The organism is Streptomyces sp. NPDC002671, from assembly GCF_053592475.1.
Window position 1 is genome coordinate 125475 of sequence record NZ_JBSFVU010000008.1, and the last position, 23298, is coordinate 148772.

Annotated in this window: 20 protein-coding genes, 1 tRNA gene and 1 pseudogene; 13 read left to right on the forward strand and 9 right to left on the reverse strand. The window is 71.1% G+C overall.

Translation table 11 applies throughout. The features are described from left to right. Positions 1-8: 8 nt before the first annotated feature. The 8 genes from ACWD35_RS14470 (at position 9) to ACWD35_RS14505 (ending at position 7696) form a co-directional block, all read left to right on the forward strand. Positions 9-503: a PaaI family thioesterase gene (locus tag ACWD35_RS14470; RefSeq protein ID WP_451351531.1), complete on the forward strand. Its 495-nt coding sequence runs from the start codon at positions 9-11 to the stop codon at positions 501-503. A 119-nt stretch (positions 504-622) separates the two neighbouring features. Continuing rightward, positions 623-994 carry a hypothetical protein gene (locus ACWD35_RS14475; protein ID WP_451351532.1) on the forward strand — a complete coding sequence of 124 codons (372 nt, stop codon included), beginning with the start codon at positions 623-625 and terminating at the stop codon, positions 992-994. Continuing rightward, positions 991-1659, forward strand: a complete 669-nt coding sequence (locus ACWD35_RS14480) for a Tat pathway signal sequence domain protein (RefSeq protein ID WP_451351533.1) — start codon at positions 991-993, stop codon at positions 1657-1659. Before ACWD35_RS14475 ends, ACWD35_RS14480 begins: the two co-directional genes overlap by 4 nt. A 257-nt stretch (positions 1660-1916) precedes the next feature. Next, on the forward strand, positions 1917-3152 hold the full coding sequence (locus ACWD35_RS14485) for a branched-chain amino acid ABC transporter substrate-binding protein (RefSeq protein ID WP_451351534.1): 1236 nt from the start codon (positions 1917-1919) through the stop codon (positions 3150-3152). A gap of 110 nt (positions 3153-3262) precedes the next feature. Beyond that, entirely contained in the window at positions 3263-4192 is a 930-nt protein-coding gene (locus tag ACWD35_RS14490; protein ID WP_451351535.1) for a branched-chain amino acid ABC transporter permease, read from the forward strand. A gap of 5 nt (positions 4193-4197) precedes the next feature. Next, positions 4198-6024, forward strand: coding sequence for a branched-chain amino acid ABC transporter permease (locus tag ACWD35_RS14495; protein WP_451351536.1), 1827 nt, complete (start codon positions 4198-4200; stop codon positions 6022-6024). 5 nt (positions 6025-6029) lie between these two features. Continuing rightward, the gene (locus tag ACWD35_RS14500; protein WP_451351537.1) at positions 6030-6983 is read left to right on the forward strand and encodes an ABC transporter ATP-binding protein; all 954 of its coding nucleotides are present in this window, start codon (positions 6030-6032) and stop codon (positions 6981-6983) included. After that, positions 6980-7696, forward strand: a complete 717-nt coding sequence (locus ACWD35_RS14505) for an ABC transporter ATP-binding protein (RefSeq protein WP_451351538.1) — start codon at positions 6980-6982, stop codon at positions 7694-7696. Before ACWD35_RS14500 ends, ACWD35_RS14505 begins: the two co-directional genes overlap by 4 nt. A 78-nt stretch (positions 7697-7774) precedes the next feature. Here the strand turns inward: ACWD35_RS14505 and ACWD35_RS14510 are convergent, their stop codons facing one another. Then, complete coding sequence (locus tag ACWD35_RS14510) at positions 7775-8434, reverse strand: ANTAR domain-containing response regulator (RefSeq protein WP_451351539.1); 660 nt, start codon at positions 8432-8434, stop codon at positions 7775-7777. Between the two features lie 100 nt (positions 8435-8534). On the opposite strand from ACWD35_RS14510, the gene ACWD35_RS14515 reads away from it, so the two are divergent. Further along, positions 8535-8609 (forward strand) — tRNA-Leu (locus ACWD35_RS14515). Positions 8610-8694: 85 nt separating this feature from the next. Here ACWD35_RS14515 and pyk read toward each other — a convergent pair. The 3 genes and pseudogenes from pyk to ACWD35_RS14530 all read right to left on the reverse strand — a co-directional run bounded on the left by pyk (position 8695) and on the right by ACWD35_RS14530 (position 13065). Next, positions 8695-10131: a pyruvate kinase gene (pyk, locus tag ACWD35_RS14520; protein ID WP_451351540.1), complete on the reverse strand. Its 1437-nt coding sequence runs from the start codon at positions 10129-10131 to the stop codon at positions 8695-8697. 123 nt (positions 10132-10254) lie between these two features. Further along, positions 10255-11661 carry a lysine N(6)-hydroxylase/L-ornithine N(5)-oxygenase family protein gene (locus ACWD35_RS14525; RefSeq protein ID WP_451351541.1) on the reverse strand — a complete coding sequence of 469 codons (1407 nt, stop codon included), beginning with the start codon at positions 11659-11661 and terminating at the stop codon, positions 10255-10257. After that, a pseudogene (locus ACWD35_RS14530) lies at positions 11658-13065 on the reverse strand (pyridoxal phosphate-dependent decarboxylase family protein). The gene ACWD35_RS14525 and the pseudogene ACWD35_RS14530 overlap by 4 nt, the downstream one beginning before the upstream one ends. A gap of 114 nt (positions 13066-13179) precedes the next feature. Between ACWD35_RS14530 and ACWD35_RS14535 the strand changes: the two are divergent. Then, entirely contained in the window at positions 13180-13596 is a 417-nt protein-coding gene (locus ACWD35_RS14535; RefSeq protein ID WP_451351542.1) for an N-acetyltransferase family protein, read from the forward strand. 81 nt (positions 13597-13677) lie between these two features. Here the strand turns inward: ACWD35_RS14535 and pepN are convergent, their stop codons facing one another. The 3 genes from pepN to ACWD35_RS14550 all read right to left on the reverse strand — a co-directional run bounded on the left by pepN (position 13678) and on the right by ACWD35_RS14550 (position 17542). Further along, positions 13678-16158: an aminopeptidase N gene (gene pepN / locus ACWD35_RS14540; RefSeq protein WP_451351543.1), complete on the reverse strand. Its 2481-nt coding sequence runs from the start codon at positions 16156-16158 to the stop codon at positions 13678-13680. Positions 16159-16266: 108 nt separating this feature from the next. Continuing rightward, on the reverse strand, positions 16267-16617 hold the full coding sequence (locus ACWD35_RS14545) for a chorismate mutase (protein ID WP_451351544.1): 351 nt from the start codon (positions 16615-16617) through the stop codon (positions 16267-16269). A 34-nt stretch (positions 16618-16651) separates the two neighbouring features. Continuing rightward, positions 16652-17542 carry a helix-turn-helix domain-containing protein gene (locus tag ACWD35_RS14550; protein WP_451351545.1) on the reverse strand — a complete coding sequence of 297 codons (891 nt, stop codon included), beginning with the start codon at positions 17540-17542 and terminating at the stop codon, positions 16652-16654. 136 nt (positions 17543-17678) lie between these two features. On the opposite strand from ACWD35_RS14550, the gene ACWD35_RS14555 reads away from it, so the two are divergent. Together ACWD35_RS14555 and ACWD35_RS14560 are read left to right on the forward strand one after the other, a co-directional pair. Continuing rightward, the gene (locus ACWD35_RS14555; protein WP_451351546.1) at positions 17679-19436 is read left to right on the forward strand and encodes a glycoside hydrolase family 35 protein; all 1758 of its coding nucleotides are present in this window, start codon (positions 17679-17681) and stop codon (positions 19434-19436) included. A 59-nt stretch (positions 19437-19495) separates the two neighbouring features. After that, positions 19496-20377 carry a hypothetical protein gene (locus ACWD35_RS14560; protein ID WP_451351547.1) on the forward strand — a complete coding sequence of 294 codons (882 nt, stop codon included), beginning with the start codon at positions 19496-19498 and terminating at the stop codon, positions 20375-20377. A 7-nt stretch (positions 20378-20384) separates the two neighbouring features. Here the strand turns inward: ACWD35_RS14560 and ACWD35_RS14565 are convergent, their stop codons facing one another. Continuing rightward, on the reverse strand, positions 20385-21824 hold the full coding sequence (locus ACWD35_RS14565; protein WP_451351548.1) for an MFS transporter: 1440 nt from the start codon (positions 21822-21824) through the stop codon (positions 20385-20387). A gap of 115 nt (positions 21825-21939) precedes the next feature. Here ACWD35_RS14565 and ACWD35_RS14570 point away from each other — a divergent pair, with 115 nt between their 5' ends. Next, complete coding sequence (locus ACWD35_RS14570; protein WP_451351549.1) at positions 21940-22425, forward strand: MarR family winged helix-turn-helix transcriptional regulator; 486 nt, start codon at positions 21940-21942, stop codon at positions 22423-22425. Positions 22426-22450: 25 nt separating this feature from the next. Here ACWD35_RS14570 and ACWD35_RS14575 read toward each other — a convergent pair whose 3' ends face one another. Further along, entirely contained in the window at positions 22451-23176 is a 726-nt protein-coding gene (locus ACWD35_RS14575; RefSeq protein WP_451351550.1) for a vWA domain-containing protein, read from the reverse strand. Between the last annotated feature and the right edge of the window lie 122 nt (positions 23177-23298).

A 23298-nucleotide genomic window follows, 5' to 3' on the forward strand; every position in this document is an offset into this window, starting at 1 on the left:
CCGGGCCCATGGGTGAGCAGCAGCGAGTGAAGTTCCCGCAGGAGATCATCGACGAGTACGCGGCGCTCGGCGTCGATCTGCCGGCCCTGTTCTCCGCCGGGCACCTCGGCAACCGGATGGGCGTGCAGATCCTGGAGGCCTCGCCGGAGCGGGTCGTCGGGACGATGCCGGTGGAGGGCAACACCCAGCCGTACGGCCTGCTGCACGGCGGCGCCTCCGCGGTGCTGGCGGAGACCCTGGGCTCGGTCGGCTCCATGCTGCACGGCGGCAGCTCGAAGATCGCGGTCGGTGTGGACCTGAACTGCACGCACCACCGCGGGGTCCGCTCGGGCCTGGTCACCGGTGTGGCCACGCCGGTGCACCGGGGCCGCTCGACGGCGACGTACGAGATCGTGATCAGCGACGAGGCGGGCCGCCGGGTGTGCAGTGCCCGGCTGACCTGTCTGCTGCGGGACGTGCCGACGGGCGAGGAGGCTCAGGCACAGACCGCCGTCGGCAGCTGAGGGTTCAGGCGCAGACCGCCAGAAGCCGAGCGGGCCGGGCCGTTGCCCCCGGCCCTCTCTCCCCTTAGCTTCGGCACATGGGACGGCGAGGAGGCCCCCCGACGGGGGCGAGGTTCCTGATGCTCGGACTGGCTCTGCCGGCGCTCCTGTTGCCGTCGGCGGCCGGCTGCGGCGGGTCCGGGCCCGGCGGCTCCCGGCACCCCGCCCACAACTCCGCCGAAGCGTCGGCGACTTCCGACGCCGAGCTGTGTGCCAGGATCGTCGCGCACTGGGCGCGCAAGGTGTTCGACAGCGGCACCTACGGCGACTACCAGTCGATGGGGCTGTCCAACGGGCAGTACGAGATCCTGCGGGACGTCGTGGACGCGGCCCGGCCCGTGGAGCGGCGTCAAGGGGCCGCCGCAGCCGACCGGTTGATCGATCGTCAGGCTCGCCGGGCCTGCGCCCGGCGGTACCTGCACGGGGTCCCGAGCGGAGGTCCGTGGCAATGAGCGGCATCGGACCCCTGGAGCCCGGCGAGGGCACCCACGAGCGTGAGGACCGGAGGGCGCCGGAGGCCCCCGGGACCGCCCGCACCGCCGGCCGGGCGCGCAGCGCCCTCGCCGCGCTGTACGCCCGCCACCGCCGCACGGTTCTGGCCATGGCCGCGGGCGCCGTACTGCTCGCGGGCGGCGGCACGCTCTACCTGACCCGGCCCACGCCGCCGCCTCCGCAGCCTGCGCCCCAACCGCCGTATCCGGCACAGGTGGTGGAGGTGGCGTATCTGCACGGCGCGGCCACTCCGGCAAGCGCCCCGCCCGGCAGCTTCAGCTTCACGGTGCTGCTGACCGTGGAGGCCGGACCGCCGGTCACCGTGACCCGGGTGACCCAGCCGTACGAGGGTCTCGCGCTGACCACGGACCCGCGCGCCCCCTTCGGAACAAAGGCGGGTTCCGCCCGCAAGATCACGATAACCATGCACGTGACGGAATGCGGAAAAGTGCCGAAGGATGCCGGGCTCCCTTTCCTGGAAGTAACTCTACGTAATGCGCGTGCAATGCAGATTCACAGTTACATCCCTGGTTCGCGCTACGCGCAGTACCTCTCACGAGCCCTGAAAGTCGCCTGCAGCAACAGAGCCGCGTCATCACCAAAACCCTTGAGACGCCTGAACTGATCAGGGTGAGTCCTGCGGGTTCTCACGATGCGGACGGGGCGAATCGGCCGGAATTCCGCCGTTCCACCCATGGCGTACCGCTCTGCATTACCCCGTGTCATAACAAGAGCGTCACAGCATCGGTCAGACCCTCCTCGACATTCCCTGCACGCGCCTAGAGTCACGGCCAGTCACCGCGCCGTCAGATTGTCAGTTCTGCCGGGCCGCGGCTCGACCGTTTCCGTGGGGAGACGGTCGTCTTGGGGAAAGGACTGATCGTGCGTCAACGTTCGCTCATCGCCATCACCGCCGCCCTGGCGGCGGGAGCACTCACCCTCACCGCCTGCGGCTCGCGCGACAGCGGCGACAAGGGTTCGGACTCCGGCAACGGCGGCACCACCGTCGTCATCGGCGTCGACGCCCCGCTGACCGGCGACCTGTCCGCGCTCGGCCTGGGCATCCGCAACTCGGTGGACCTCGCGGCCAAGCAGGCCAACAAGCAGAACTACGTCAAGGGCGTCACCTTCAAGATCGAGGCCCTGGACGACCAGGCGCAGCCCTCCTCGGGCCAGACGAACGCCACCAAGTTCGTCGGCGAGAACGACGTCCTCGGCGTCGTCGGCCCGCTCAACTCCTCCGTGGCCCAGTCGATGCAGAAGGTCTTCGACGACGCCAAGCTGGTCGAGGTCTCCCCGGCCAACACCAACCCGGCGCTGACCCAGGGCGAGAACTGGCAGAAGTCGAAGGCGCGCACGTACAAGTCGTACTTCCGCACCGCGACCACGGACGCCATTCAGGGCCCGTTCGCCGCGCAGTACGTGTACAACAAGGCCAAGAAGACCAAGGTCTTCGTCATCGACGACAAGAAGACCTACGGCGCCGGCCTCGCCGCGACCTTCACCAGCGAGTTCACCAAGCTCGGCGGCAAGGTGGTCGGCACCGACCACATCAACCCGGACACCAAGGACTTCTCCGCGGTCGCCACCAAGGTCAAGAACTCCGGCGCCCAGGTGGTCTACTACGGCGGCGAGTACCCGCAGGCCGGCCCGCTGAGCAAGCAGATCAAGGCCGCCGGCGCCAAGATCCCGCTGGTCGGCGGTGACGGCATCTACGCCGACGACTTCATCAAGCTCTCCGGCGCCTCCGGCACCGGCGACCTGGCCACCTCGGTCGGCGCGCCGGTCGAGACGCTGCCCTCCGCCAAGGACTTCGTCGCCAACTACAAGGCGGCGGGCTACAAGGACGCGTACGCGGCCTACGGCGGTTACTCCTACGACTCGGCCTGGTCGATCATCGAGGCCGTGAAGAAGGTCGTGGACGACAACGGCGGCAAGCTGCCCTCCGACGCCCGCGCCAAGATCACCGCCGCCGTCCAGAACGTCACCTTCGACGGTGTGACCGGCAAGGTCTCCTTCGACGAGTACGGTGACGCGACCAACAAGCAGCTCACCGTCTACTCCGTGACCTCCGGTGCCTGGAAGGCCGTGGAGTCCGGCACCTACAACGGCGGCTGACCCTCCCCCGCACCTGCCGAGCCGCGCGGGGCGCTGCACCACTGGCGCCCCGCGCGGACTCGCATCCGGCCACATTCGTCGAACATTCCGAACGTCTCGGAGGACATGCGGTGAACGAACTGCCGCAGCAGCTGGTCAACGGCCTGCTACTGGGATCCATGTACGGGCTGGTCGCCATCGGCTACACGATGGTCTATGGCATCGTCCAGCTCATCAACTTCGCCCACGGCGAGATATTCATGACGGGAGGCTTCGGCGCTCTCACGGTCTGGCTCTGGCTTCCCGGCGGCACGAGCATGTGGATCGCGCTGCCCCTGATGATCATCGGCGCCATCATCGTCGCGGTCGCCATCGCCGTCGGAGCGGAACGGTTCGCCTACCGCCCCCTGCGCACAGCCCCTCGCCTCGCGCCCCTCATCACCGCCATCGGCCTCTCCCTCGCCCTGCAGCAGGCTGTGTGGGCCTGGTACCCGGGGGCGAAGTCCGCGCGCACCTTCCCGCAGATCGGCGGGGGCCCCTTCGAGATCGGCAACGTCACCATCCAGACCGGTGACATCTTCCTCGTGGCCGCGGCTCCAATCAGCATGGCGATCCTCGCCTACTTCGTGATGAAGACCCGTACCGGGCGCGGCATGCAGGCCACCGCCCAGGACCCGGACACCGCCAAGCTGATGGGCGTCAACACCGACCGCATCATCGTGATCGCGTTCGCGCTCGGCGCCGCGTTCGCCGCCGTCGGCGGCGTCGCCTACGGCCTGAAGTACGGCGAGGTCAGCTTCAGCATGGGCTTCATCCTCGGTCTGAAGGCGTTCACGGCGGCCGTCCTCGGCGGCATCGGCAACATCTACGGAGCCATGATCGGCGGCATCGTCCTCGGTGTCGCGGAGACCCTGACGACCGCCTACATCGCCGACATCCCGGGCATGGACAAGTTCGGCAGCCAGTCCTGGGCCGACGTCTGGGCCTTCGTACTCCTCATCCTCGTACTGCTGTTCAGGCCGCAGGGTCTGCTCGGCGAGCGCGTCGCGGACAGGGCGTGAGACCGATGACCACACAGACCACCGCATCCGAGACCCCGAGCGCGCCGGACACGGCTGCGCCGTCCGGCCTGATCGGCCTCCCGGAGAAGGCCGGCCGCGCGCTCGCCGCCGGCGGCAGCGTGCTGACGATCGTCTCCACGTTCCTCGCCTGGACCTGGACCGCCCGCTTCCCGGGCGACCTCACCGTCTACGGCTACCCGGGCGGCCTGCAGGTCCTCGTCCTCATCGGCGGCATCCTGACCACCCTGCTGTGCCTCGCCTCGTACGGCATCAAGGGCCTGGGCTGGCTCGTGCCCGCCGGCGCGGACGCGGCCATCAAGTTCGCCGCGCTCGCCACCTTCGCCACCAGCTGGTACACGGTCATCGCGATCAGCGACGAACTCGGCGGTCTCGTCAACCTCGAAGCCGGCGGCTTCCTCGTCGCGATCGGCAGCCTCGCCGCCTTCGTCGGAGCCCTGGCCCTGCCCTTCCAGCGGCCCGAACCCGACCCGGTCGACCCCGACGACACCGGCTGGGAGCAGTACAAGCACGGGCTCGCCCACCAGTGGGAGACGGTCAAGGCGGCCTTCAACGCGGGCTCCCCGCGCCCCGTGGCCAAGCTGCCCGCGTACGCCGAGATCCTGATCATCGTCGCGATGCTCGCGCTCGGCCTGACCGTCTTCACCTACGGCATCGGCACCGAATACGACGAGCAGTTCATCGGCTTCCTGATCACCGCGGGCTTCAGCTTCGCCGCCCTCAACAAGACGGGTCTGATCGCCCACGCCTCGGAGATCGCGTCCCGGCACCAGGCCATCACCATCTTCGGCGGGTTCATCGCCGCGGCGCTGTTCCCGTTCACCCAGACCAACGACCAGTACGCGACCCTCGGGGTCTACATCCTGATCTTCGCCACGGTCGCGCTCGGCCTGAACATCGTCGTCGGCCTCGCCGGCCTCCTCGACCTCGGCTACGTCGCCTTCCTCGGCGTCGGCGCCTACGCCGCGGGTCTGGTCTCGGGCTCCCCCAGCTCGCCGTTCGACGTGCACTTCCCGTTCTGGGCCGCCGCCCTGGTCGGCGCCGCTGCTTCCCTCGTCTTCGGCGTCCTCATCGGCGCCCCGACGCTGCGCCTGCGCGGCGACTACCTCGCCATCGTCACGCTCGGCTTCGGTGAGATCTTCCGAATCACCGTCAACAACCTCGACGGCACCTCCGGCCCCAATGTCACCAACGGCTCCAACGGCGTCTCGTCCATCCCGAACCTCGACATCCTCGGATTCGACTTCGGTGCCCAGCACGACGTCGGCGGGTTCACCATCGGCCGGTTCGCCAACTACTTCCTGCTGATGCTGCTCATCACGGCCGTCGTCGTGGTCGTCTTCCGGCGCAGCGGCGACTCCCGCATCGGCCGCGCCTGGGTGGCCATCCGCGAGGACGAGACCGCCGCGCTCGCCATGGGCATCAACGGCTTCAGGGTCAAGCTCGTCGCGTTCGCCGTCGGCGCCTCCCTCGCCGGTCTCGCCGGTACCGTGCAGGCCCACGTCACCTACACCGTGACGCCCGAGCAGTACAAGTTCGCCGGGCAGGTCCCGCCCAACTCCGCGTTCCTGCTGGCCGCGGTCGTCCTCGGCGGCATGGGCACCATCAGCGGTCCGCTCATCGGTGCGGCCCTGCTGTACCTGATCCCCAACAAGCTCCAGTTCCTCGGCGACTACCAGCTCTTCGCCTTTGGTGTCGCACTCATCCTGCTGATGCGTTTCCGCCCTGAGGGCCTCATCCCCAACCGGCGCCGCCAGCTCGAGTTCCACGAAGACGCGGAAGCGCCCACCGTCCTCACCAAGGCAGGGGCCTGACCAAGATGACCACCGACACCACCACGCAGGACACCGCCCCCGGCGCCGCCGTGCCCGGCGAGACCGTCCTCGACGCCCGCGGTGTGACGATGCGCTTCGGTGGTCTGACCGCCGTCCGCGACGTCGACCTCAACGTGAACGCCGGCGAGATCGTCGGCCTCATCGGCCCCAACGGCGCCGGCAAGACCACCTTCTTCAACTGCCTCACCGGTCTGTACGTCCCCACCGAGGGCGAGGTCCGCTACAAGGGCAACGTCCTGCCGCCCAAGTCCTTCAAGGTCACCGAGGCGGGCATCGCGCGCACCTTCCAGAACATCCGTCTGTTCGCCAACATGACGGTCCTGGAGAACGTGCTCGTCGGCCGCCACACCCGCACCAAGGAAGGCTTCTGGTCGGCCGTGCTGCGCGGCCCCGGCTTCCACCGCGCCGAGAAGGCCTCCCGCGAACGGGCCATGGAACTGCTGGAGTTCGTCGGCCTGGAGCGCAAGGCCGAGCACCTGGCCCGTAACCTCCCCTACGGCGAGCAGCGCAAGCTGGAGATCGCGCGCGCCCTGGCCAGCGAGCCCGGTCTGCTGCTCCTGGACGAGCCGACCGCCGGCATGAACCCGCAGGAGACCCGGGCCACCGAGGAACTGGTCTTCGCCATCCGGGACAGGGGCATCGCCGTCCTCGTCATCGAGCACGACATGCGGTTCATCTTCAATCTGTGCGACCGCGTCGCCGTGCTCGTGCAGGGCCAGAAGCTCGTCGAGGGCGACAGCGCGACCGTGCAGGGCGACGAGCGGGTCATCGCCGCCTACCTCGGCGAGCCCTTCGAGAACGCCCCCGGCGACGAGGAGGTCGCCGAGGTCGAGGCCGCGGAAGCACACGCCGAGGCGGCCGAAGCCCAGGCCGAGGCCGCCGAAGCGGAGGCCGAGAACCAGACGGATGCCGCGTCCGGCGAGGAGAACGACCGATGACCGCACTGCTCGAAGTAGAGGACCTGAGGGTCGCCTACGGCAAGATCGAGGCCGTCAAGGGCATCTCCTTCAAGGTCGAGGCCGGCCAGGTGGTCACCCTCATCGGCACCAACGGCGCCGGCAAGACCACCACCCTGCGCACCCTGTCCGGCCTGCTCAAGCCGGTCGGCGGGCAGATCCGGTTCAACGGCAAGTCGCTGAAGAAGGTCCCGGCCCACCAGGTCGTCTCGCTGGGACTCGCCCACTCCCCAGAGGGGCGGCACATCTTCCCGCGCATGACCATCGAGGACAACCTGCGCCTCGGCGCGTTCCTGCGCAGCGACAAGCCGGGCATCGAGAAGGACATCCAGCGCGCCTACGAGCTCTTCCCGATCCTCGGGGAGCGCAGGAAGCAGGCCGCCGGCACCCTCTCCGGAGGTGAGCAGCAGATGCTGGCGATGGGCAGGGCGCTGATGTCCCAGCCGAAGCTGCTGATGCTGGACGAGCCGTCCATGGGTCTGTCGCCGATCATGATGCAGAAGATCATGGCGACGATCGCCGAGCTGAAGTCCCAGGGCACCACGATCCTGCTGGTCGAGCAGAACGCCCAGGCGGCGCTCTCGCTCGCCGACCAGGGCCATGTCATGGAGGTCGGTTCCATCGTGCTCTCCGGCACCGGCCAGGACCTGCTGCACGACGAGTCCGTGCGCAAGGCGTATCTGGGCGAGGACTGATCGCCGTACGGCTGAGGCCCGCGCCCTCTTCTCCGGGGCGCGGGCCTCTTCATGTCCGCGAAACGGCCGTCTTAGGGATCAGCCGTTCTTGGCCGCCTTCTTCTCGTCGCTGTCCGCGATGACCGCCTCGGCGACCTGCTGCATCGACATGCGGCGGTCCATGGAGGTCTTCTGGATCCAGCGGAAGGCGGCCGGCTCGGTCAGCCCGTACTCGGTCTGGAGGACGGACTTGGCACGGTCGACCAGCTTGCGCGTCTCCAGCCGCTGGCTGAGGTCGGCGACCTCCTGCTCCAGCTGCTTCAGCTCGGCGAACCGGGACACCGCCATCTCGATGGCCGGTACGACGTCGCTCTTGCTGAACGGCTTGACCAGGTACGCCATGGCGCCGGCGTCCCGGGCGCGCTCCACGAGGTCGCGCTGCGAGAAGGCGGTGAGCATCAGGACCGGGGCGATGGACTCCTCGGCGATCTTCTCGGCCGCGGAGATGCCGTCCAGCTTGGGCATCTTCACATCGAGGATGACCAGGTCGGGCCTGTGCTCGCGGGCCAGTTCGACGGCCTGCTCACCGTCCCCGGCCTCGCCGACGACGGTGTACCCCTCCTCCTCCAGCATCTCTTTCAGGTCGAGCCGGATCAGGGCCTCGTCCTCGGCGATGACGACACGGGTCGTCATCGGAGGCACGTGCGACTTGTCGTCGTCGGGCGCGTCAACGGGCTGGGGCGACTCGGCGGCGGTCACGGAAGCTCCTCGTTCAGGGCAGGGGTACTGCTGACAAGAGCCTACCTAGCTACGGTATGGTGGACGCGCGGAGGGTCAAGGGAAACCTTGGATTCTACGAGCCCCGGTAGCCCAATTGGCAGCAGGCAACGGATTCAAAACCCGTACAGTGTCGGTTCGAGTCCGACCCGGGGCACTTTTCCTTGGATTTCAAGGTCAGTGTTCCTGACAGGGCCCCTCCTTCCGGAGAGGCCCTTCGTTGTTACCTGGGGCTGTCGTCGTTACCTGGGGCTGTCGTCCTCGCCGATGTGGTGGACGCGGACCATGTTGGTCGAGCCGGAGACGCCGGGCGGGGAGCCCGCTGTGATCACCACGACGTCGCCCTTCTCGCAGCGGCCGTACTTCAGGAGCAGTTCGTCCACCTGGTCGACCATGGCGTCCGTCGAAGCCACGTGTGGGCCGAGGAAGGTCTCGACGCCCCAGGTGAGGCTGAGCTGGGAGCGGGTCGCCGGTTCCGGGGTGAAGGCCAGCAGCGGGATCGGGGAGCGGTAGCGGGAGAGGCGGCGGGCCGTGTCTCCCGACTGGGTGAAGGCGACCAGGAACTTCGCGCCGAGGAAGTCGCCCATCTCGGCGGCGGCCCGGGCGACCGCGCCGCCCTGGGTGCGGGGCTTGTTGCGGTCCGTCAGGGGCGGGAGGCCCTTGGCCAGGATGTCCTCCTCGGCCGCTTCGACGATCTTCGCCATGGTCCGCACGGTCTCGATCGGGTACTTGCCGACGCTGGTCTCGCCGGAGAGCATCACCGCGTCCGTGCCGTCGATGACCGCGTTGGCCACGTCCGAGGCCTCGGCGCGGGTCGGGCGGGAGTTGTCGATCATCGAGTCCAGCATCTGGGTGGCCACGATGACCGGTTTGGCGTTGCGCCTGGCGAGTTTGATGGCGCGCTTCTGGACGATCGGGACCTGTTCGAGGGGCATTTCGACGCCCAGGTCGCCGCGGGCGACCATGATGCCGTCGAAGCAGGCGACGATGTCGTCGATCGCGTCGACGGCCTGCGGCTTCTCGACCTTGGCGATCACCGGGAGGCGGCGGCCCTCCTCGTCCATGATGCGGTGCACGTCCTCGACGTCCTCGCCGCTGCGGACGAAGGAGAGGGCGATGACGTCGAAGCCCGTGCGCAGCGCCCAGCGCAGATCGTCCTCGTCCTTCTCGGAGAGGGCGGGGACGGAGACGGCGACGCCGGGGAGGTTCAGGCCCTTGTGGTCGGAGACCATGCCGCCCTCGACCACCCGGGTGCGCACGCGGGGGCCGTCGACGGCGGCGACCTCCAGGCAGACCTTGCCGTCGTCCACGAGGACGCGCTCACCAAGAGTGACGTCGGCGGCGAGGCCGGCGTAGGTGGTGCCGCATTGGTGGCGGTCGCCTTCGACGCCTTCCTCCACGGTGATGGTGAAGGTGTCGCCGCGTTCAAGGAGTACGGGGCCTTCGCCGAAGTGGCCGAGCCGGATCTTCGGACCTTGAAGGTCGGCCAGCATTCCGACACTGCGGCCGGTTTCGTCGGCCGCCTTTCGCACTCGCCGGTAACGCTCCTCGTGATCGGCATGGCTGCCGTGGCTGAGGTTGAACCGGGCCACGTCCATTCCGGCCTCGACCAATGCCTTGATCTGGTCGTACGAGTCGGTGGCGGGCCCCAGAGTACAAACGATCTTCGCTCGGCGCATGACTTCGAGCCTATTCCTTACCGACCGGTAGAGAATTGGCGCTGCATGACTACTCAACACACATTGAGTAAAGGGTTATTGACAAGTGTTGAATTGTGCGAGGGCTCGCTCCTATGAGCGATTCTAGGCGCCGTCCACTAGCGGGGTCAGCCGCCTGGACTGCGGTGGCACGCGTTCCGATCGCTCCTGGAGTCCGAAAGCGGTGAAGGCCGTTCGGGACGGGAGCGGGTACGGCTCCTTTCCGGTGAGGGAATTGAGGATCGTGGCGCTGCGCCAGGCGGCGAGGCCCAGGTCGGGCGCGCCGACGCCGTGGGTGTGGAGTTCGGCGTTCTGGACGTGGACCGAGCCGGTGACCGAAGGGCCGAGGTCGAGCCGGAACTGCTCGTCGATGCGCGGGCGTTCGCTGCTGTCGCAGCGCATATAGGGGTCGAGTCCCGCGAGGATGCGGTCGAGGGGGCGCTCGCGGTAGCCGGTGGCGAGGACGACCGCGTCGGTGGTGAGGCGGGAGCGTCTGCCCTGCTGGATGTGTTCCAGGTGAAGTTCCACCTTGGTGGTGGCGATGCGGCCCGCCGTGCGCACCCGGACCCCGGGGGTGAGGACGGCGTCGGGCCAGCCGCCGTGCAGGCTGCGCCGGTACAGCTCGTCGTGGATCGCGGCGAGCGTATCCGCGTCGATGCCCTTGTGCAGCTGCCACTGCGCGGCGACGAGCCGGTCGCGGACGGGTTCGGCGAGGGCGTGGAAGTAGCGGGTGTAGTCGGGGGTGAAATGTTCCAGGCCGAGCTTGGAGTACTCCATCGGCGCGAACGCCTCGGTACGGCCGATCCAGTGGAGCTGTTCGCGGCCGGCGGGGCGGCGGCGCAGCAGGTCGAGGAAGACCTCGGCGCCGGACTGCCCGGAGCCGACGACGGTGACGTGCCCGGCGGCGAGGACCGCGTCCCGGTGGCCGAGGTAGTCGGCCGCGTGGACGACGAGCACGCCGGGGGCGTCCACCAGCGGCTTGAGCGGGTCGGGCACATGGGGGGCGGTGCCGACGCCGAGGACGACGTTGCGGGTGTAGGTACGGCCGAGGGCCTCGGCCTCGCCGTCGGCGTCGAGCTGGGTGAAGTCGACCTCGAACACGTCCCGTTCGGCGTTCCAGCGCACGGCCTCGACCTGGTGGCCGAAGCGCAGCCCGGGCAGGCTCTGCGCGACCCAGCGGCAGTAGGCGTCGTACTCGGCACGCTGGATGCGGAAGCGCTCGGCGAAGTAGAAGGGGAAGAGCCGCTCGCGGGTCCTGAGGTAGTTGAGGAAGCTCCACGGGCTGGTGGGGTCGGCGAGGGTCACCAGGTCGGCGAGGAAAGGCACTTGGAGGGTGGTGCCCTCGATGAGCAGTCCGGGGTGCCAGTCGAAGCCGGGGCGCTGTTCGTAGAAGACGGCGTCGAGTTCGGCGAGCGGGTGGGCGAGGGCGGCGAGGGAGAGGTTGCACGGCCCGATGCCGATGCCGACCAGGTCGCGCGGGGAGTCGGGCTCTTCGCGTGCGGGGAGCGTCATCCGAGGGTGCCTTCTTCTACGAGTTCTGCCACGGCTTCTGCTGCGGCCTCTGCTGCGGCCTCTGTCACGGCGTTCAGGAGGTGGGCCAGTTCGTCCGGCCGGGTGTGGGGGTTGAGGAGGGTGGCCTTGAGCCAGAGGCGGCCGTCGAGGCGGGCCCGGCCGAGGACGGCCCGGCCCTCGTGCAGCAGCCTGCGGCGTACGGCGGCCACGGCGTCGTCGGCGGCGCCCGCGGGCCCGGAACAGCACCGTGCTGATGACGGGCCGGTCGTACAGCTCGAAGCCGGGGTGGCCCTGCACGAGGGCCGCGAACTCCCAGGCGCGGGCGCAGACCTGGTCGACCAGGGCGGCCAGTCCGGTGCGGCCCAGGGTCTTGAGGGTGACCGCGACCTTGAGGATGTCGGGTCGGCGGGTGGTGCGCGGGGAGCGGCCGAGCAGGTCGGGCAGGCCGGCTTCGGTGTCGTCGTCGGCGTTCAGGTAGTCGGCGCGCTGGTGGAGCACGGCGAGTTCGCCGGGGTGGGCGACGGCGAGGAGGCCGGCGGCGACCGGCTGCCAGCCGAGCTTGTGCAGGTCGAGGGTGACGGTGTGGGCGGCTTCGAGTCCGGCGAGCTTGTCGCGGTGCCGGTCGCTGAAGGCGAGCCCTCCGCCGTAGGCCGCGTCGATGTGCAGGCGGGCGCCGTGCGCGGTGCAGAGGCCGGCGATCTCGGACAGCGGGTCGATGAGGCCGGCGTCGGTGGTGCCGGCGGTGGCGGTGACGAGCAGCGGGCCGGGCAGCGTGCTGAGGGCCTGGTCCAGGGCGGCCGGGTCGAGGGTGCCGCCGGGGGCGGGTACGACGACGGGGTCGGGCAGCCCGAGCAGCCAGGCGGCGCGGGGCAGCGAGTGGTGGGCGTTGGCCCCGCAGACCAGCTGGACGCTGCCGCCGTGGGCCTCGCGGGCGAGCAGCAGGGCGAGCTGGTTGGCCTCGGTGCCGCCGCTGGTGACCAGGGCGTCGGCGAAGCCGAGTTCGCGGGCGAGGGCGCGGGTGACCTCGGCCTCCAGCGCGGAGGCGGCCGGGGCCTGGTCCCAGGAGTCCAGGGACGGGTTGAGGGCGCTCACGGCGAGATCGGCGGCGGTGGCGACGGCGAGCGGCGGGCAGTGCAGATGGGCCGCGCACAGCGGGTCGGCGGGATCGGCGGCGCCCTCGGCGAGGACGTGCACGAGGGCGCGCAGGGCGTCCGGGTCGCCGTCGTCCGGCAGGACCTCGCCGAGCGCGGCGACGACCCTGGCCGCGACGGCCTCGGGTCCGCCGGCGGGCAGCGGCCCGCCGCGCGCCCTGGCGCCGGCCGCCAGCGCGTCGAGAACGGTGTCCAGGTACGGCCGCAGGGCGCCGGGGCCGTCGGGTCCTGAGGCGAGGGGCGGCATGCTCATGGGCTCTCCTCCGGGGCGCGGGCACCTACCAGCTTGTACCGGAAAAGGGCTGGGCATCCGGAAAGTCCAACGAGTGGAACCCGAAAGTGGGTACTGCCGTACAGGGAAAACACGTTGGGCCGCCGGTCGGGTCCGGGCGACGTGCAGAGCCTGTTCTACTCGCTGCCGGAGGGAGCGCGCTCCGAGGACAAGGTGCTCCTGGTGGTGGAGCGGGACGGCGTGGTCACGGGCCTGGTGGACGCCGTACGGAACCATCCGGAGCCGGGGGCGGTGGCGGTGGGCCTGTTCCTGCTGGCGCCCTGGGCGCGGGGCCGGGGCCTCGGCCGGGCCGTGGCCGAGGCGCTGCCGGCCCGTGCCGAGGGCATGTCGTCGGTGACGGCGACGGTCCCGCCCGGCTGGCGTGCGGGCGAGTGCTTCCTGGAGCGGCTCGGATTCACCCTGGACGCCCCGGCCCCGGGTGGGTCCGGGACGGGCAACCGGCGGACGGGACCGCGCGAAGGGGGCGTGCGGCGAGCGGAGTTGCGCCTGTGAGGCGGTGACGGGCGAGGGGGCGGCCGAGCGCGGTCCGGCCCGGCCGCCCCTTCTGAGTCACCTCTCCTGCCTCACCGGTCCCTATGCCTCCCGCACCCGCAGCGCCCGGGCCAGGTCGTCCAGTTCGTCGACGAGCTTGCGGCGCAGTGCGGTGACCGGTTCGGCGTCGCGCAGGCAGGCCTCGCCGAGGGCGAGGTGTTCGGCGTCCACCGCGTGGCGCGGGAAGGCCGTGCGGCCCGCAGCCTGGGCGATGGCCGGGCCGCGGCGGGCGGCGAGCGCGACCACGTCCTGGTAGTAGCGCGGCACGTACTGCCGTACCAGCTCGGCCTGTTCGGGCTGCCAGAAGCCCTGTGCGGTCGCCGTGAAGAGGTAGTTGGACAGGTCGTCGCGGCTGAACATGGCCTCCCAGGCCGCCGACTTGGCCTCCGGGTCGGGCAGGGCGGCGCGGCAGCGGGCGGCGCCCTCCTGGCCGGTGGCGGACGGGTCGCGCTCCAGCTCGGCGGCGATGGCGGCCTCGTCGGTGGCGCCGAGCACCGCGAGCCGGGCGAGGATGCGCCAGCGCAGTTCGGGGTCGAGCTCCGGCCCGCCGGGGACGGTGCCGTCGGCCAGCCAGGCGGCGATGGTGTCGGGGTGGGCGGCGACGTCGATGAAGTGCCGTACGGCGATCAGGCGCAGGCCGGGGTTGTCGCCGTCCTCGGTGCGGCGCAGCAGGTCGCGGCAGAGCGCGGAGAGGGTGCCGAGAGCGGCCGGGCGGTCCTCCGGGGCGAGGTAGCGGTCGGCGATCTGGCCGGAGGCGAAGGCGAGGACGCCCTGGACGAGGGCCAGGTCGGTCTCCAGCGGCAGGTGGGCGCGGGCCGTCTCCAGGTAGGCGGCGGGGGCCAGTTCGCCGTCGCGGACGGCGTCCCGCAGGGCGTTCCACACGACCGCGCGGTTGAGCGCCCCGGGCAGTCCGGACAGGCCGGTGCGGACCGCGTCGAAGGACTCGGCGTCGAAGCGGACCTTGGTGTAGGTGAGGTCGCCGTCGTTGACCAGGAGCAGCGCGGGGCGCTTGCCGATGGGCTCCGGGGCGCTCTGCGGGACGTCGACCTCGACGCGTTCGCGCAGGGTCAGGCGGCCCTCGTCGGCGACGTCGCGGTCGTACACGCCGACGGTGACGCGGTGCGGGCGGCTGCCCGCGCGGTCGACGGTGAGCGCGCAGGTGCCCTCGGCGGAGGTGACCGCGGGGGTGAGCGTGTCGACGCCGCTGGTGCGCAGCCAGGCGTCGGCCCAGCCGTGCACGTCGCGTGCGGTGGCGGCGGCCAGGGAGTCGAGGAAGTCGGCGAGGGTGGCGTTGCCGAACCGGTGCCGCTTGAAGTGGATGTTGATGCCCGCGAGGAAGTCCTTCTCGCCGAGCCAGGCGACGAGCTGGCGCAGTGCGGAGGCGCCCTTGGCGTAGGAGATGCCGTCGAAGTTGAGCAGGGCGGAGGCCGTGTCGTCGACGGCCTCGGGGGCGACCGGGTGGGTGGACGGGCGCTGGTCGGCGTCGTAGCCCCAGCCCTTGCGGGAGACGCCGAACTCGGTCCAGGTGTCGGTGAAGCGGGTGGCCTCGGCGGTGGTCTTGTAGCCCATGTACTCGGCGAAGGACTCGTTCAGCCAGATGTCGTCCCACCACTTGAGGGTGACGAGGTCGCCGAACCACATGTGGGCCATCTCGTGGGCGATGACCATCGCGCGTTCCTGCCGCTCGGTGTCGGTGACGGCGGAGCGGAAGACGAACTCGTCGCGGAAGGTGACCAGGCCGGGGTTCTCCATGGCGCCGGCGTTGAACTCGGGGACGAACGCCTGGTCGTAGGAGTCGAAGGGGTACGGCTCCTCGAACGTCTCGTGGAAGCGGTCGAAGCACGCGCGCGTGACGTCGAAGATCTCGTCGGCGTCGGCGTCGAGGTAGGGCGCGAGGGAGCGGCGGCAGTGGATGCCGAAGGGCAGTCCGCGGTGCTCGGTGCGCACCGAGTGCCAGGGACCGGCGGCGACGGCGACGAGGTAGGTGGAGATCAGCGCGGTCGGGGCGGCCCGCCAGCGGCCCCCGCCGAGGTGCTCGGTGACGGTGTTGGCGAGCACGGTCCAGCCCTCGGGCGCCGTGACGGACAGGTAGAAGACGGCCTTCAGGTCGGGCTGGTCGAAGGCGGCGAAGACGCGCTGGACGTCGTCCAGGAACATCTGCGAGTAGAGGTACGTCTCGCCGTCGGCGGGGTCGGTGAAGCGGTGCAGGCCCTCGCCGGTCCGCGAGTAGGTCATGGCCGCGTCGACCCGCAGCTCGTGCTCGCCCGCGGCGAGGTTCTTCAGCGGCAGCCGGCCGTCGGCCAGGGACTCCGGGTCGAGGGGCTCTCCGTCGAGCGTGACGCTGCGCAGCTCGGCGGGCTTCAGTTCGACGAAGGTGTCCCCGGCGGACCGGGCGGTGAACCGGATCACGGTGCGGGAGTCGAAGGTCTCGTCCCCGGTGGTGAGGTCCAGTTCGACCGTGTAGCGGTGGACGTCGAGGAACTGTGCTCGGAGCTGCGCTTCATCGCGCGTCAGTACGGACATGTACGCCATGCTGCCTGATGGCGCCGACAGCGCACAGGGGCGGATCGGTACACGGCTTTTGTCCGCCCCGGGCCCGCACCCGCCGTTGTTCCGCCCCGGGCCGGTGCCTCAGTCGGTCGGCGCGGGCTCCCCGGTCGCGGCGTCCTCGGCGATGCGCTCGTGGTGCCGGATCACCTCGGCGATGATGAAGTTCAGGAACTTCTCGGCGAAGGCCGGGTCGAGCTTGGCGTTCTCGGCGAGGCTGCGCAGCCGCTCGATCTGCCGGGACTCGCGCGCGGGGTCGGCGGGCGGCAGCTGATGCTGCGCCTTGAGGCGGCCGACCTGCTGGGTGGCCTTGAACCGCTCGGCGAGCATGTGGACGACGGCCGCGTCGATGTTGTCGATGCTCTGACGCAGCCGCTCCAGCTCCTGGCGGACCTCGGGGTCGACGTCATCGCTACCGGTCTTGCTGATGTTCATGGGTGTCCACCCTATGGGGTCGGCGCAGCGGGCCCTAGTGGGCTTCGAGGGGTGAGATCGTCGGCGGATCGTCCGGATCCGGAATCCGGTCGCTCCAGCCGCCGGGGACGTTACGGCCCTGCTGGGCCCGGAAGCGGACGGGGGCGAGGCCGACCCGGCGGGTGAACAGGCGGGAGAAGTAGGCGGGGTCGTCGTAGCCGACGCGGCGGGCCACGGCGGCGACGGGCAGCTCGGTGGCGGCGAGGAGTTCCTTGGCGCGGCCCAGGCGGATGCCGAGCAGGTAGTCCTTGGGGCTGCACCCGGCGGCGCGGCGGACGGCACCGCGCAGCTCGGCAGGGGTCATGCCGTGCACGCGCGCGTGGTCGGCGACGCTCATCGGCTTGCAGGCGTCCCGGGCGAGCGCTTCGAGCACCTGATCCCCGTCGGGGGCGAGGTCGGCGCGGGCGCGGCGCAGGGCGACGAGGAGTTCGTGCACGGCGGCGCCGGTCTCCACCTCCAGCAGCGGGTTGCCGCGGCGGGCGGCGCGGGCGATGCGGGCGACGACCGCGCGGGGTCCGGCGGCGTCGGAGAGCGGGACGACGGGCCGCTCGGGCTCGATGTAGCCGAGTTCGGTGTAGGTGGCGGTGGCGGGCCCGGCGAAGTCGACGAAGCCCTCGTCCCAGCCCGTGTCCGGGTCGGGGCCGTAGTGGTGGGGCACGCCGGGGGTGAGCCAGAGCAGCGCGGGGGCCGTGACGGTCGTACGGCGGCCGTCGGCGCCCCGGTACCAGCCGCCGCCCGCGCTGATCACGACGGCCACGTGGTGGTCCAGGGTGCGCGGGCCGACCGTGGGCAGCGCGCCGTGCTGGAGGCCGACGCCGAGGCAGACCAGGCCGAGGCGGTGGTGGGCGGGGCCGGGACTGAAGAACCGCATCCAGGTCTGGTACATCGCTGCTCCTCCCGGCGTCGCCGACCGCCCACCCAAGCCCAGACGTCTGCCCAGGTCGTCTGCCCAGGACTTTTGTCCAAGCAGCGCCGATCTTCGTCCATGGCGCCGGTCGCGGCCAGGGGTGAGGCTGGCGGGCATGAGCGAGTTCACGGTCGGGGAGTCCGACTTCCTGCTGGACGGGCGGCCGGTGCGGCTGCTGTCCGGGGCACTGCACCACTTCCGGGTGCACGAGGCGCAGTGGCGGCACCGGCTGGCGATGCTGCGGGCGCTGGGCCTCAACTGCGTGGAGACGTACGTCCCCTGGAACCTGCACCAGCCGCGCCCGGGGACCACGCGGGACGTGCGGCAGGCCGGCCGCTTCCTGGACGCGGTCCGGGAGGCCGGGTTGTGGGCGATCGTGCGGCCGGGGCCGTACATCTGCGCCGAGTGGGAGAACGGCGGGCTGCCGGCCTGGGTGACGGGCGAGGTGGGCACGCGCGCGCGTACCCGCGACGAGCGGTTCCTGTTCCACGTGCGGAACTGGTTCCGCGAACTGCTGCCCGAGCTCGTGCCCCGGCAGATCGACCACGGCGGCCCGATGCTCATGGTGCAGGTCGAGAACGAGTACGGCAGCTACGGCTCCGACGCGGGCTATCTGGAGGAGCTGGCCGGGATGCTGCGCGCCGAGGGGGTCACGGTCCCGCTGTTCACCTCGGACGGGCCCGAGGACCACATGCTCACCGGCGGTTCGCTGCCCGGGGTGCTCGCCACGGTGAATTTCGGCTCCCACACGCGCGCGGCCTTCGAGACGCTGCGCCGCCACCGCGCCGAGGGCCCGCTGATGTGCATGGAGTTCTGGTGCGGCTGGTTCGACCACTGGGGCGGCGAGCACGTCGTACGGGACCCCGCGGAGGCGGCCGAGGCCCTGCGGGAGATCCTGGAGTGCGGGGCGTCGGTGAACCTCTACATGGCGCACGGCGGCACGAGTTTCGCGGGCTGGGCGGGCGCCAACCGGGCCGGCGAACTGCACGAGGGACCACTGCAGCCGGACGTGACGTCGTACGACTACGACGCCCCCGTCGACGAGTTCGGGCGGCCCACGGAGAAGTTCTGGCGCCTGCGCGAGGTGCTGGCCGCCCACAGCCCCGGCCCACTGCCCGAACTGCCGCCCCCGCCTGCTCGGTTGGATTCTCCGGCGGACGTGACACTCACCGAGTGGGCCGGCCTGGAGGACGTCCTGGAGGCGCTCGGCGGCGAGGAGAAGGTCACGCCGCTGCCGCCGTCCTTCGAGGAGCTGGGGGTCACCCGGGGCCTGGTGCGCTACGAGGTCCACGTGCCGGGGCCGCGGCGGCCCTACCCGCTGACGGCGAGCGGGCTGCGGGACCGCGCGGTGGTGTACGTCGACGGCGGGCGGGCCGGGGTGCTGACCGAGGAGGAGCCCCGGCTGAAGGAGCCCGTGGCGGGCCCCGCGCGCGTGGAGCTGTGGGTGGAGTCCCTGGGGAGGGTGAACTACGGGCCGCGGCTCGGCGAGGCGAAGGGGATCACCGGCGGGATCCTGCACGAGCGGCAGTACCTGCACGGGGTACGCGCGCGCGGGCTGGACCTGGACGCCTTCGAGGGCGGTGTGGAGCCGGTGCCCTTCGGGGCACTTCCCGGAGACTCTTGCGCGGGCCTGTACCGGGGCACGGTCACGGTGCGCGGGGCCGGGGACGCCCGGCTCGAACTGCCGGGCTGGACGCGCGGGTTCGTCTGGATCAACGGCTTCGGTCTCGGCCGCTACTGGTCGGCGGGCCCGCAGCGCTCCCTGTACGTCCCCGGGCCGGTGCTGCGGGAGGGCGGCGGGAACGAGGTGTGGGTGCTGGAGCTGGAGGAGGCCGCGCCGGAGCTCCCGGCGCCCCGCCTGCTGCCGGTGTGAGCGACGGCCTGCCGCGCATACTGTGGAGAGGAGTTCCCGGCGTCTTTGGGGGTACGGACGTGGCGAACGGCGGACCGGTCGAGCACGGCTACCCGCATCTGGAAACGGTGCGGGCCGCCGTCACCGCGCTGTACAAACGCCTGTCGTACGACACCGTGCAGACCTTCTCGACCAGCGTGGCCCCGGCCGACGTGGCCTTCTGCGACACCGACGACCTGCATCTGGGGGCGCAGCGCGTGGCCCGGGAGATCGTCCGGCACTTCCGGCTGCCGGACGCCCGGCTGATCGTCGGCTTCCGGGAGATGACCCATGCGGCCAACGTCGAACTGGCGGCGGGCCCCGAGTACTTCGTGGAGCTGAACGACCGCTTCCGCACCCACCGCGCGGACATCGGCGCGGCCCTCGCCCACGAGGTGGCGCACGTCTACCTGCACCGCCTGGACCTCGCCTTCCCCACCACGGCGGAGAACGAGATCCTCACGGACACGGCGGCGACCTATCTGGGCGCGGGCTGGCTGCTGCTGGACGCCTACCGCGAGCACGGGGAGGCCTCCCAGAAGCTCGGCTATCTCACGCCGGAGGAGTTCGGGTACGTACTGGCCAAGCGGTCGCTGCTGTTCCACGAGGACCCTTCCGTGTGGTTCACCAGCCCGCAGGCCTACACGGCCTACGAGCAGGGGATGGCGCGGGCCCGCCGGGACGAGCAGCAGCCGCCGCTGACCGCGGCCGGCTGGGCGGGGCGCCGCCGCTACGCCCACGACCGCCGCCATGCCTCCGGCGGCCCGCCGACGGCCCCCTACGCCTTCACCCCCGACCCGGCGGGCCACCTCCGCGTCTCCTTCCCCTGCCCCACCTGCCACCAGCGGATCAGGGTCCCGGTACGGGGGCGCGTCCGCGCGCGGTGCGGGTTGTGCAGGACGGTGCTGGAGTGCGACACCTAGCACGACGTCAGCCGAGGTGCTCGGTCACCGCCCGCCGGGGCAGCGCAGCGCACAGCACCCCGCACGCCACGAACACCGCCACCACCCACGGCATCGCATGGCTCAGCGCCCCCGTGAACCCCGACTGCACCCGCCCGAAGAACACCGTGCCGATCGCCGCCGCCCCCAGCGCTCCCCCGAACTGCTGAGCCGTGGAGAAGATCCCGGACGCCCCGCCGGCCAGCTCCTCCGGCACCGCCGACAGCACCACGTTCACCAGCGGCACCACCAGGAACCCGAGCCCGGCCCCGGCGAGCACCAGCCCCGGAACCAGCGGCCACGCCCCGGTGTGCACGGCCGGTGCGCCGTCGACCGCCGCCCACACCCAGCCGAAGCCGCCTGCCATCAGCAGCGCTCCGGCGCCGAGCACGAGCCGCCCGTACTTCACGGCGAGTCCGTCCGCGGCGGGCGCGGTCAGGAAGCTGCCGGCCGAGAAGGCGACCGTCACCACGCCGGCCTGCATCGGCGTGTATCCCTCGCCGCCCTGCAGCCAGACCGCGAAGACCAGGAAGAAGCCCTGCATGCCGACGGAGAACAGGAGCTGGACGAGGACGCCCACGGAGAACGCCGGGAGCCCGAAGGCCCGCGCCGGCAGCAGCGGGACGATCCCGGGCCGGTGCCGCCGCGCCTCGTACACGCCGAGCCCGGCGACCGCCACGACACCCGCGGCCAGGCACAGCCAGCCCCACAGCGGCCAGCCGTTCTCGCGTCCCTGCACCAGCGGCAGCACGATCGCGACCAGTCCGCCGGCCAGCGCCAGGCTCGCCGGCACGTCCGGCCGGCCCGCCGAGCGCTCACGCGTGGCCGGCACCAGCAGCAGCCCGGCCACGAAGGTCCCCACGGCCACGGGCACGTTCACCAGGAACACCGACCGCCAGCCCCAGCCGAACAGGTCGGCGTCGGTGAGCACCCCGCCGAGCAGCAGACCGATCGCCGAGGCGAACCCGGCGATGGCGCCGTACATGCCGAAGGCGGCGCCGCGCTCCTTGCCCTGGAACATCGTGCGGAAGGAGCCGATCACCTGCGGCACCAGCACCGCGGCCAGCACGCCCTGCACCGCCCGCGCGGCGATCAGCTGCCCCGGTGACTGGGCGATCCCGCACGCCAGGCTCGCCAGTCCGAAGCCCGCCGTTCCGGCGAGGAAGAGCGGGCGGCGGCCGAAGCGGTCGCCGAGGTGGCCGGAGACGATCAGCGCGGCGGCGAAGCCGAGCAGATAGGCCGAGACCAGCCACTGCAGCTCACCGGGCGAGGCATGCAGATCGTGGCCGATGGACGGGATCGCCACGTTGACGATCGTGGTGTCCAGCAGGTCCATCAGGGCCGCGATCATCATGACGACGGCGGCGGCCCAGCGCCGCGGGTGCGGCTCCGCCACGGTGGGCGGGGACGTGGTGACAGTCGTGGACATGGGGGTCTCCCCTGCTCGGATTTATTTCGTTCGACCTAACGAAAGACTTGCACCGACACGCACCCTCGCGCAAGTAGTTAGTTCGACCGAACGAAATTTTTGCTAGCCTGCTCCCATGAGCGAGCAAGAGCGGGACCGGACCGACGAAGCGGCGCGCGCCGAGACGTTGCAGCAGCTCATGGACGTGGGGCGGGCCCACAGCGGGGTGACGGTGATGTTCCATTCGGCCGTCGCCGCCAAGCAGGGGCTGAACGCCACGGAGGAGAAGACCCTCGACTACCTGCAGCGGGAGGGGCCGCTCACGGCGAAGGACCTCGCGGAGCTGACCGGGCTGGCGCCGGCCTCCGTCACGGGTCTGCTCGACCGGCTGGAGGCCAAGGGGTTCGTGCACAGGGTGAAGCACCCGACGGACAAGCGCCGGGTACTGGTCGAGCTGAACGAGGAGAAACTCGGCGAGCTGGCGCCGTTCTTCGAGGACTGGGCACGGGACATCGTCGAGGCCTGCGAGGAGTTCAGCACCGACGAGCTGAGGACGGTGATCCGCTTCCTCTCCGTCATGAGCGACCGGCAGCGCAAGGCCGCCGCCCGCCTGACCCGCTGACCGTCAGAGCATGGCCGGTGACGGCTCAGGCCGGCCGTACGATGCCCGCGGCCCGTGCCGCCGTCAGCCAGCGGGGGAACTCGCCGACGAGCCGGTCGTACAGCTCGGTGTCGGAGACCCGGCGCGGGTCCTGGCCCGCGTGGAAGAAGCCGGCGTTGTCGACGATCCGCTTGCCCGGCACCGCCAGTTCGTCCAGCTTCCGCAGAAAGTCGAACTGGCGGCTGTCCGGGTCGCCGAAGCCGACGAACTGCCAGAACAGCGGGAGCTTCGCCGCCTTGCAGAGATAGCGTTCCGCGGCGAGCTTGTTGATCGGGCCGCCGTCGGTCTGGAAGACGACCAGGGCCGGTTCGCGGGCGCCGCTGTCCAGGTAGTGGTCGATGACGGCGTCCATCGCCAGGTGGTAGCTGGTCTTGCCCATGTGGCCGAGCCCGGCCGCGATCCGCTCGATACGGCCCGTGTGGCCGGCGAGCGCGATGTCGGTGACGGTGTCGATGTCCGTGGAGAAGAACACCACCGGCACCCGCCCGTCGTCGTCCAGGTGCGCGGACAGCCCGAGCACCCGGTCGGCGAGCGCCTGCACGCTGCCGTCCTTGTAGTACGGCTTCATCGAGCCCGAGTAGTCGACCACCAGGTAGACGGCGGCCCGCAGGCCGTCCAGGCCGTGCTTGTGCAGCGAGACCCCCGCGGACCGGTACGCGCCGACGAGCGCGGGCGCGGTCTCCTCCACCTTGCGCAGACTGATCGCGGCCATGCCCCTGCTCCCCCCGTCGCCTCGCGTGCCAGGAACCCACCCTATGCGCTGCGTAGATCCGGAAGAGGGTCCGAAAGGGTCCGGGAAAGGCGACGACGCCTGTCCCAGCCGTCCGGTCGGGG

Excerpts from the sequence above, each read along its gene's own strand:
- ACWD35_RS14550 (WP_451351545.1), bottom strand. The coding sequence starts at position 17,542 with ATGTACCAGACCTGGATGCGGTTCTTCAGTCCCGGCCCCGCCCACCAC.
- ACWD35_RS14470 (WP_451351531.1), top strand. The coding sequence starts at position 9 with ATGGGTGAGCAGCAGCGAGTGAAGTTCCCGCAGGAGATCATCGACGAG.
- ACWD35_RS14505 (WP_451351538.1), top strand. The coding sequence starts at position 6,980 with ATGACCGCACTGCTCGAAGTAGAGGACCTGAGGGTCGCCTACGGCAAG.
- ACWD35_RS14575 (WP_451351550.1), bottom strand. The coding sequence starts at position 23,176 with ATGGCCGCGATCAGTCTGCGCAAGGTGGAGGAGACCGCGCCCGCGCTC.
- ACWD35_RS14495 (WP_451351536.1), top strand. The coding sequence starts at position 4,198 with ATGACCACACAGACCACCGCATCCGAGACCCCGAGCGCGCCGGACACG.
- pepN (WP_451351543.1), bottom strand. The coding sequence starts at position 16,158 with ATGTCCGTACTGACGCGCGATGAAGCGCAGCTCCGAGCACAGTTCCTC.
- ACWD35_RS14480 (WP_451351533.1), top strand. The coding sequence starts at position 991 with ATGAGCGGCATCGGACCCCTGGAGCCCGGCGAGGGCACCCACGAGCGT.
- ACWD35_RS14565 (WP_451351548.1), bottom strand. The coding sequence starts at position 21,824 with ATGTCCACGACTGTCACCACGTCCCCGCCCACCGTGGCGGAGCCGCAC.
- ACWD35_RS14500 (WP_451351537.1), top strand. The coding sequence starts at position 6,030 with ATGACCACCGACACCACCACGCAGGACACCGCCCCCGGCGCCGCCGTG.
- ACWD35_RS14545 (WP_451351544.1), bottom strand. The coding sequence starts at position 16,617 with ATGAACATCAGCAAGACCGGTAGCGATGACGTCGACCCCGAGGTCCGC.
- pyk (WP_451351540.1), bottom strand. The coding sequence starts at position 10,131 with ATGCGCCGAGCGAAGATCGTTTGTACTCTGGGGCCCGCCACCGACTCG.
- ACWD35_RS14475 (WP_451351532.1), top strand. The coding sequence starts at position 623 with ATGCTCGGACTGGCTCTGCCGGCGCTCCTGTTGCCGTCGGCGGCCGGC.
- ACWD35_RS14570 (WP_451351549.1), top strand. The coding sequence starts at position 21,940 with ATGAGCGAGCAAGAGCGGGACCGGACCGACGAAGCGGCGCGCGCCGAG.
- ACWD35_RS14555 (WP_451351546.1), top strand. The coding sequence starts at position 17,679 with ATGAGCGAGTTCACGGTCGGGGAGTCCGACTTCCTGCTGGACGGGCGG.
- ACWD35_RS14525 (WP_451351541.1), bottom strand. The coding sequence starts at position 11,661 with ATGACGCTCCCCGCACGCGAAGAGCCCGACTCCCCGCGCGACCTGGTC.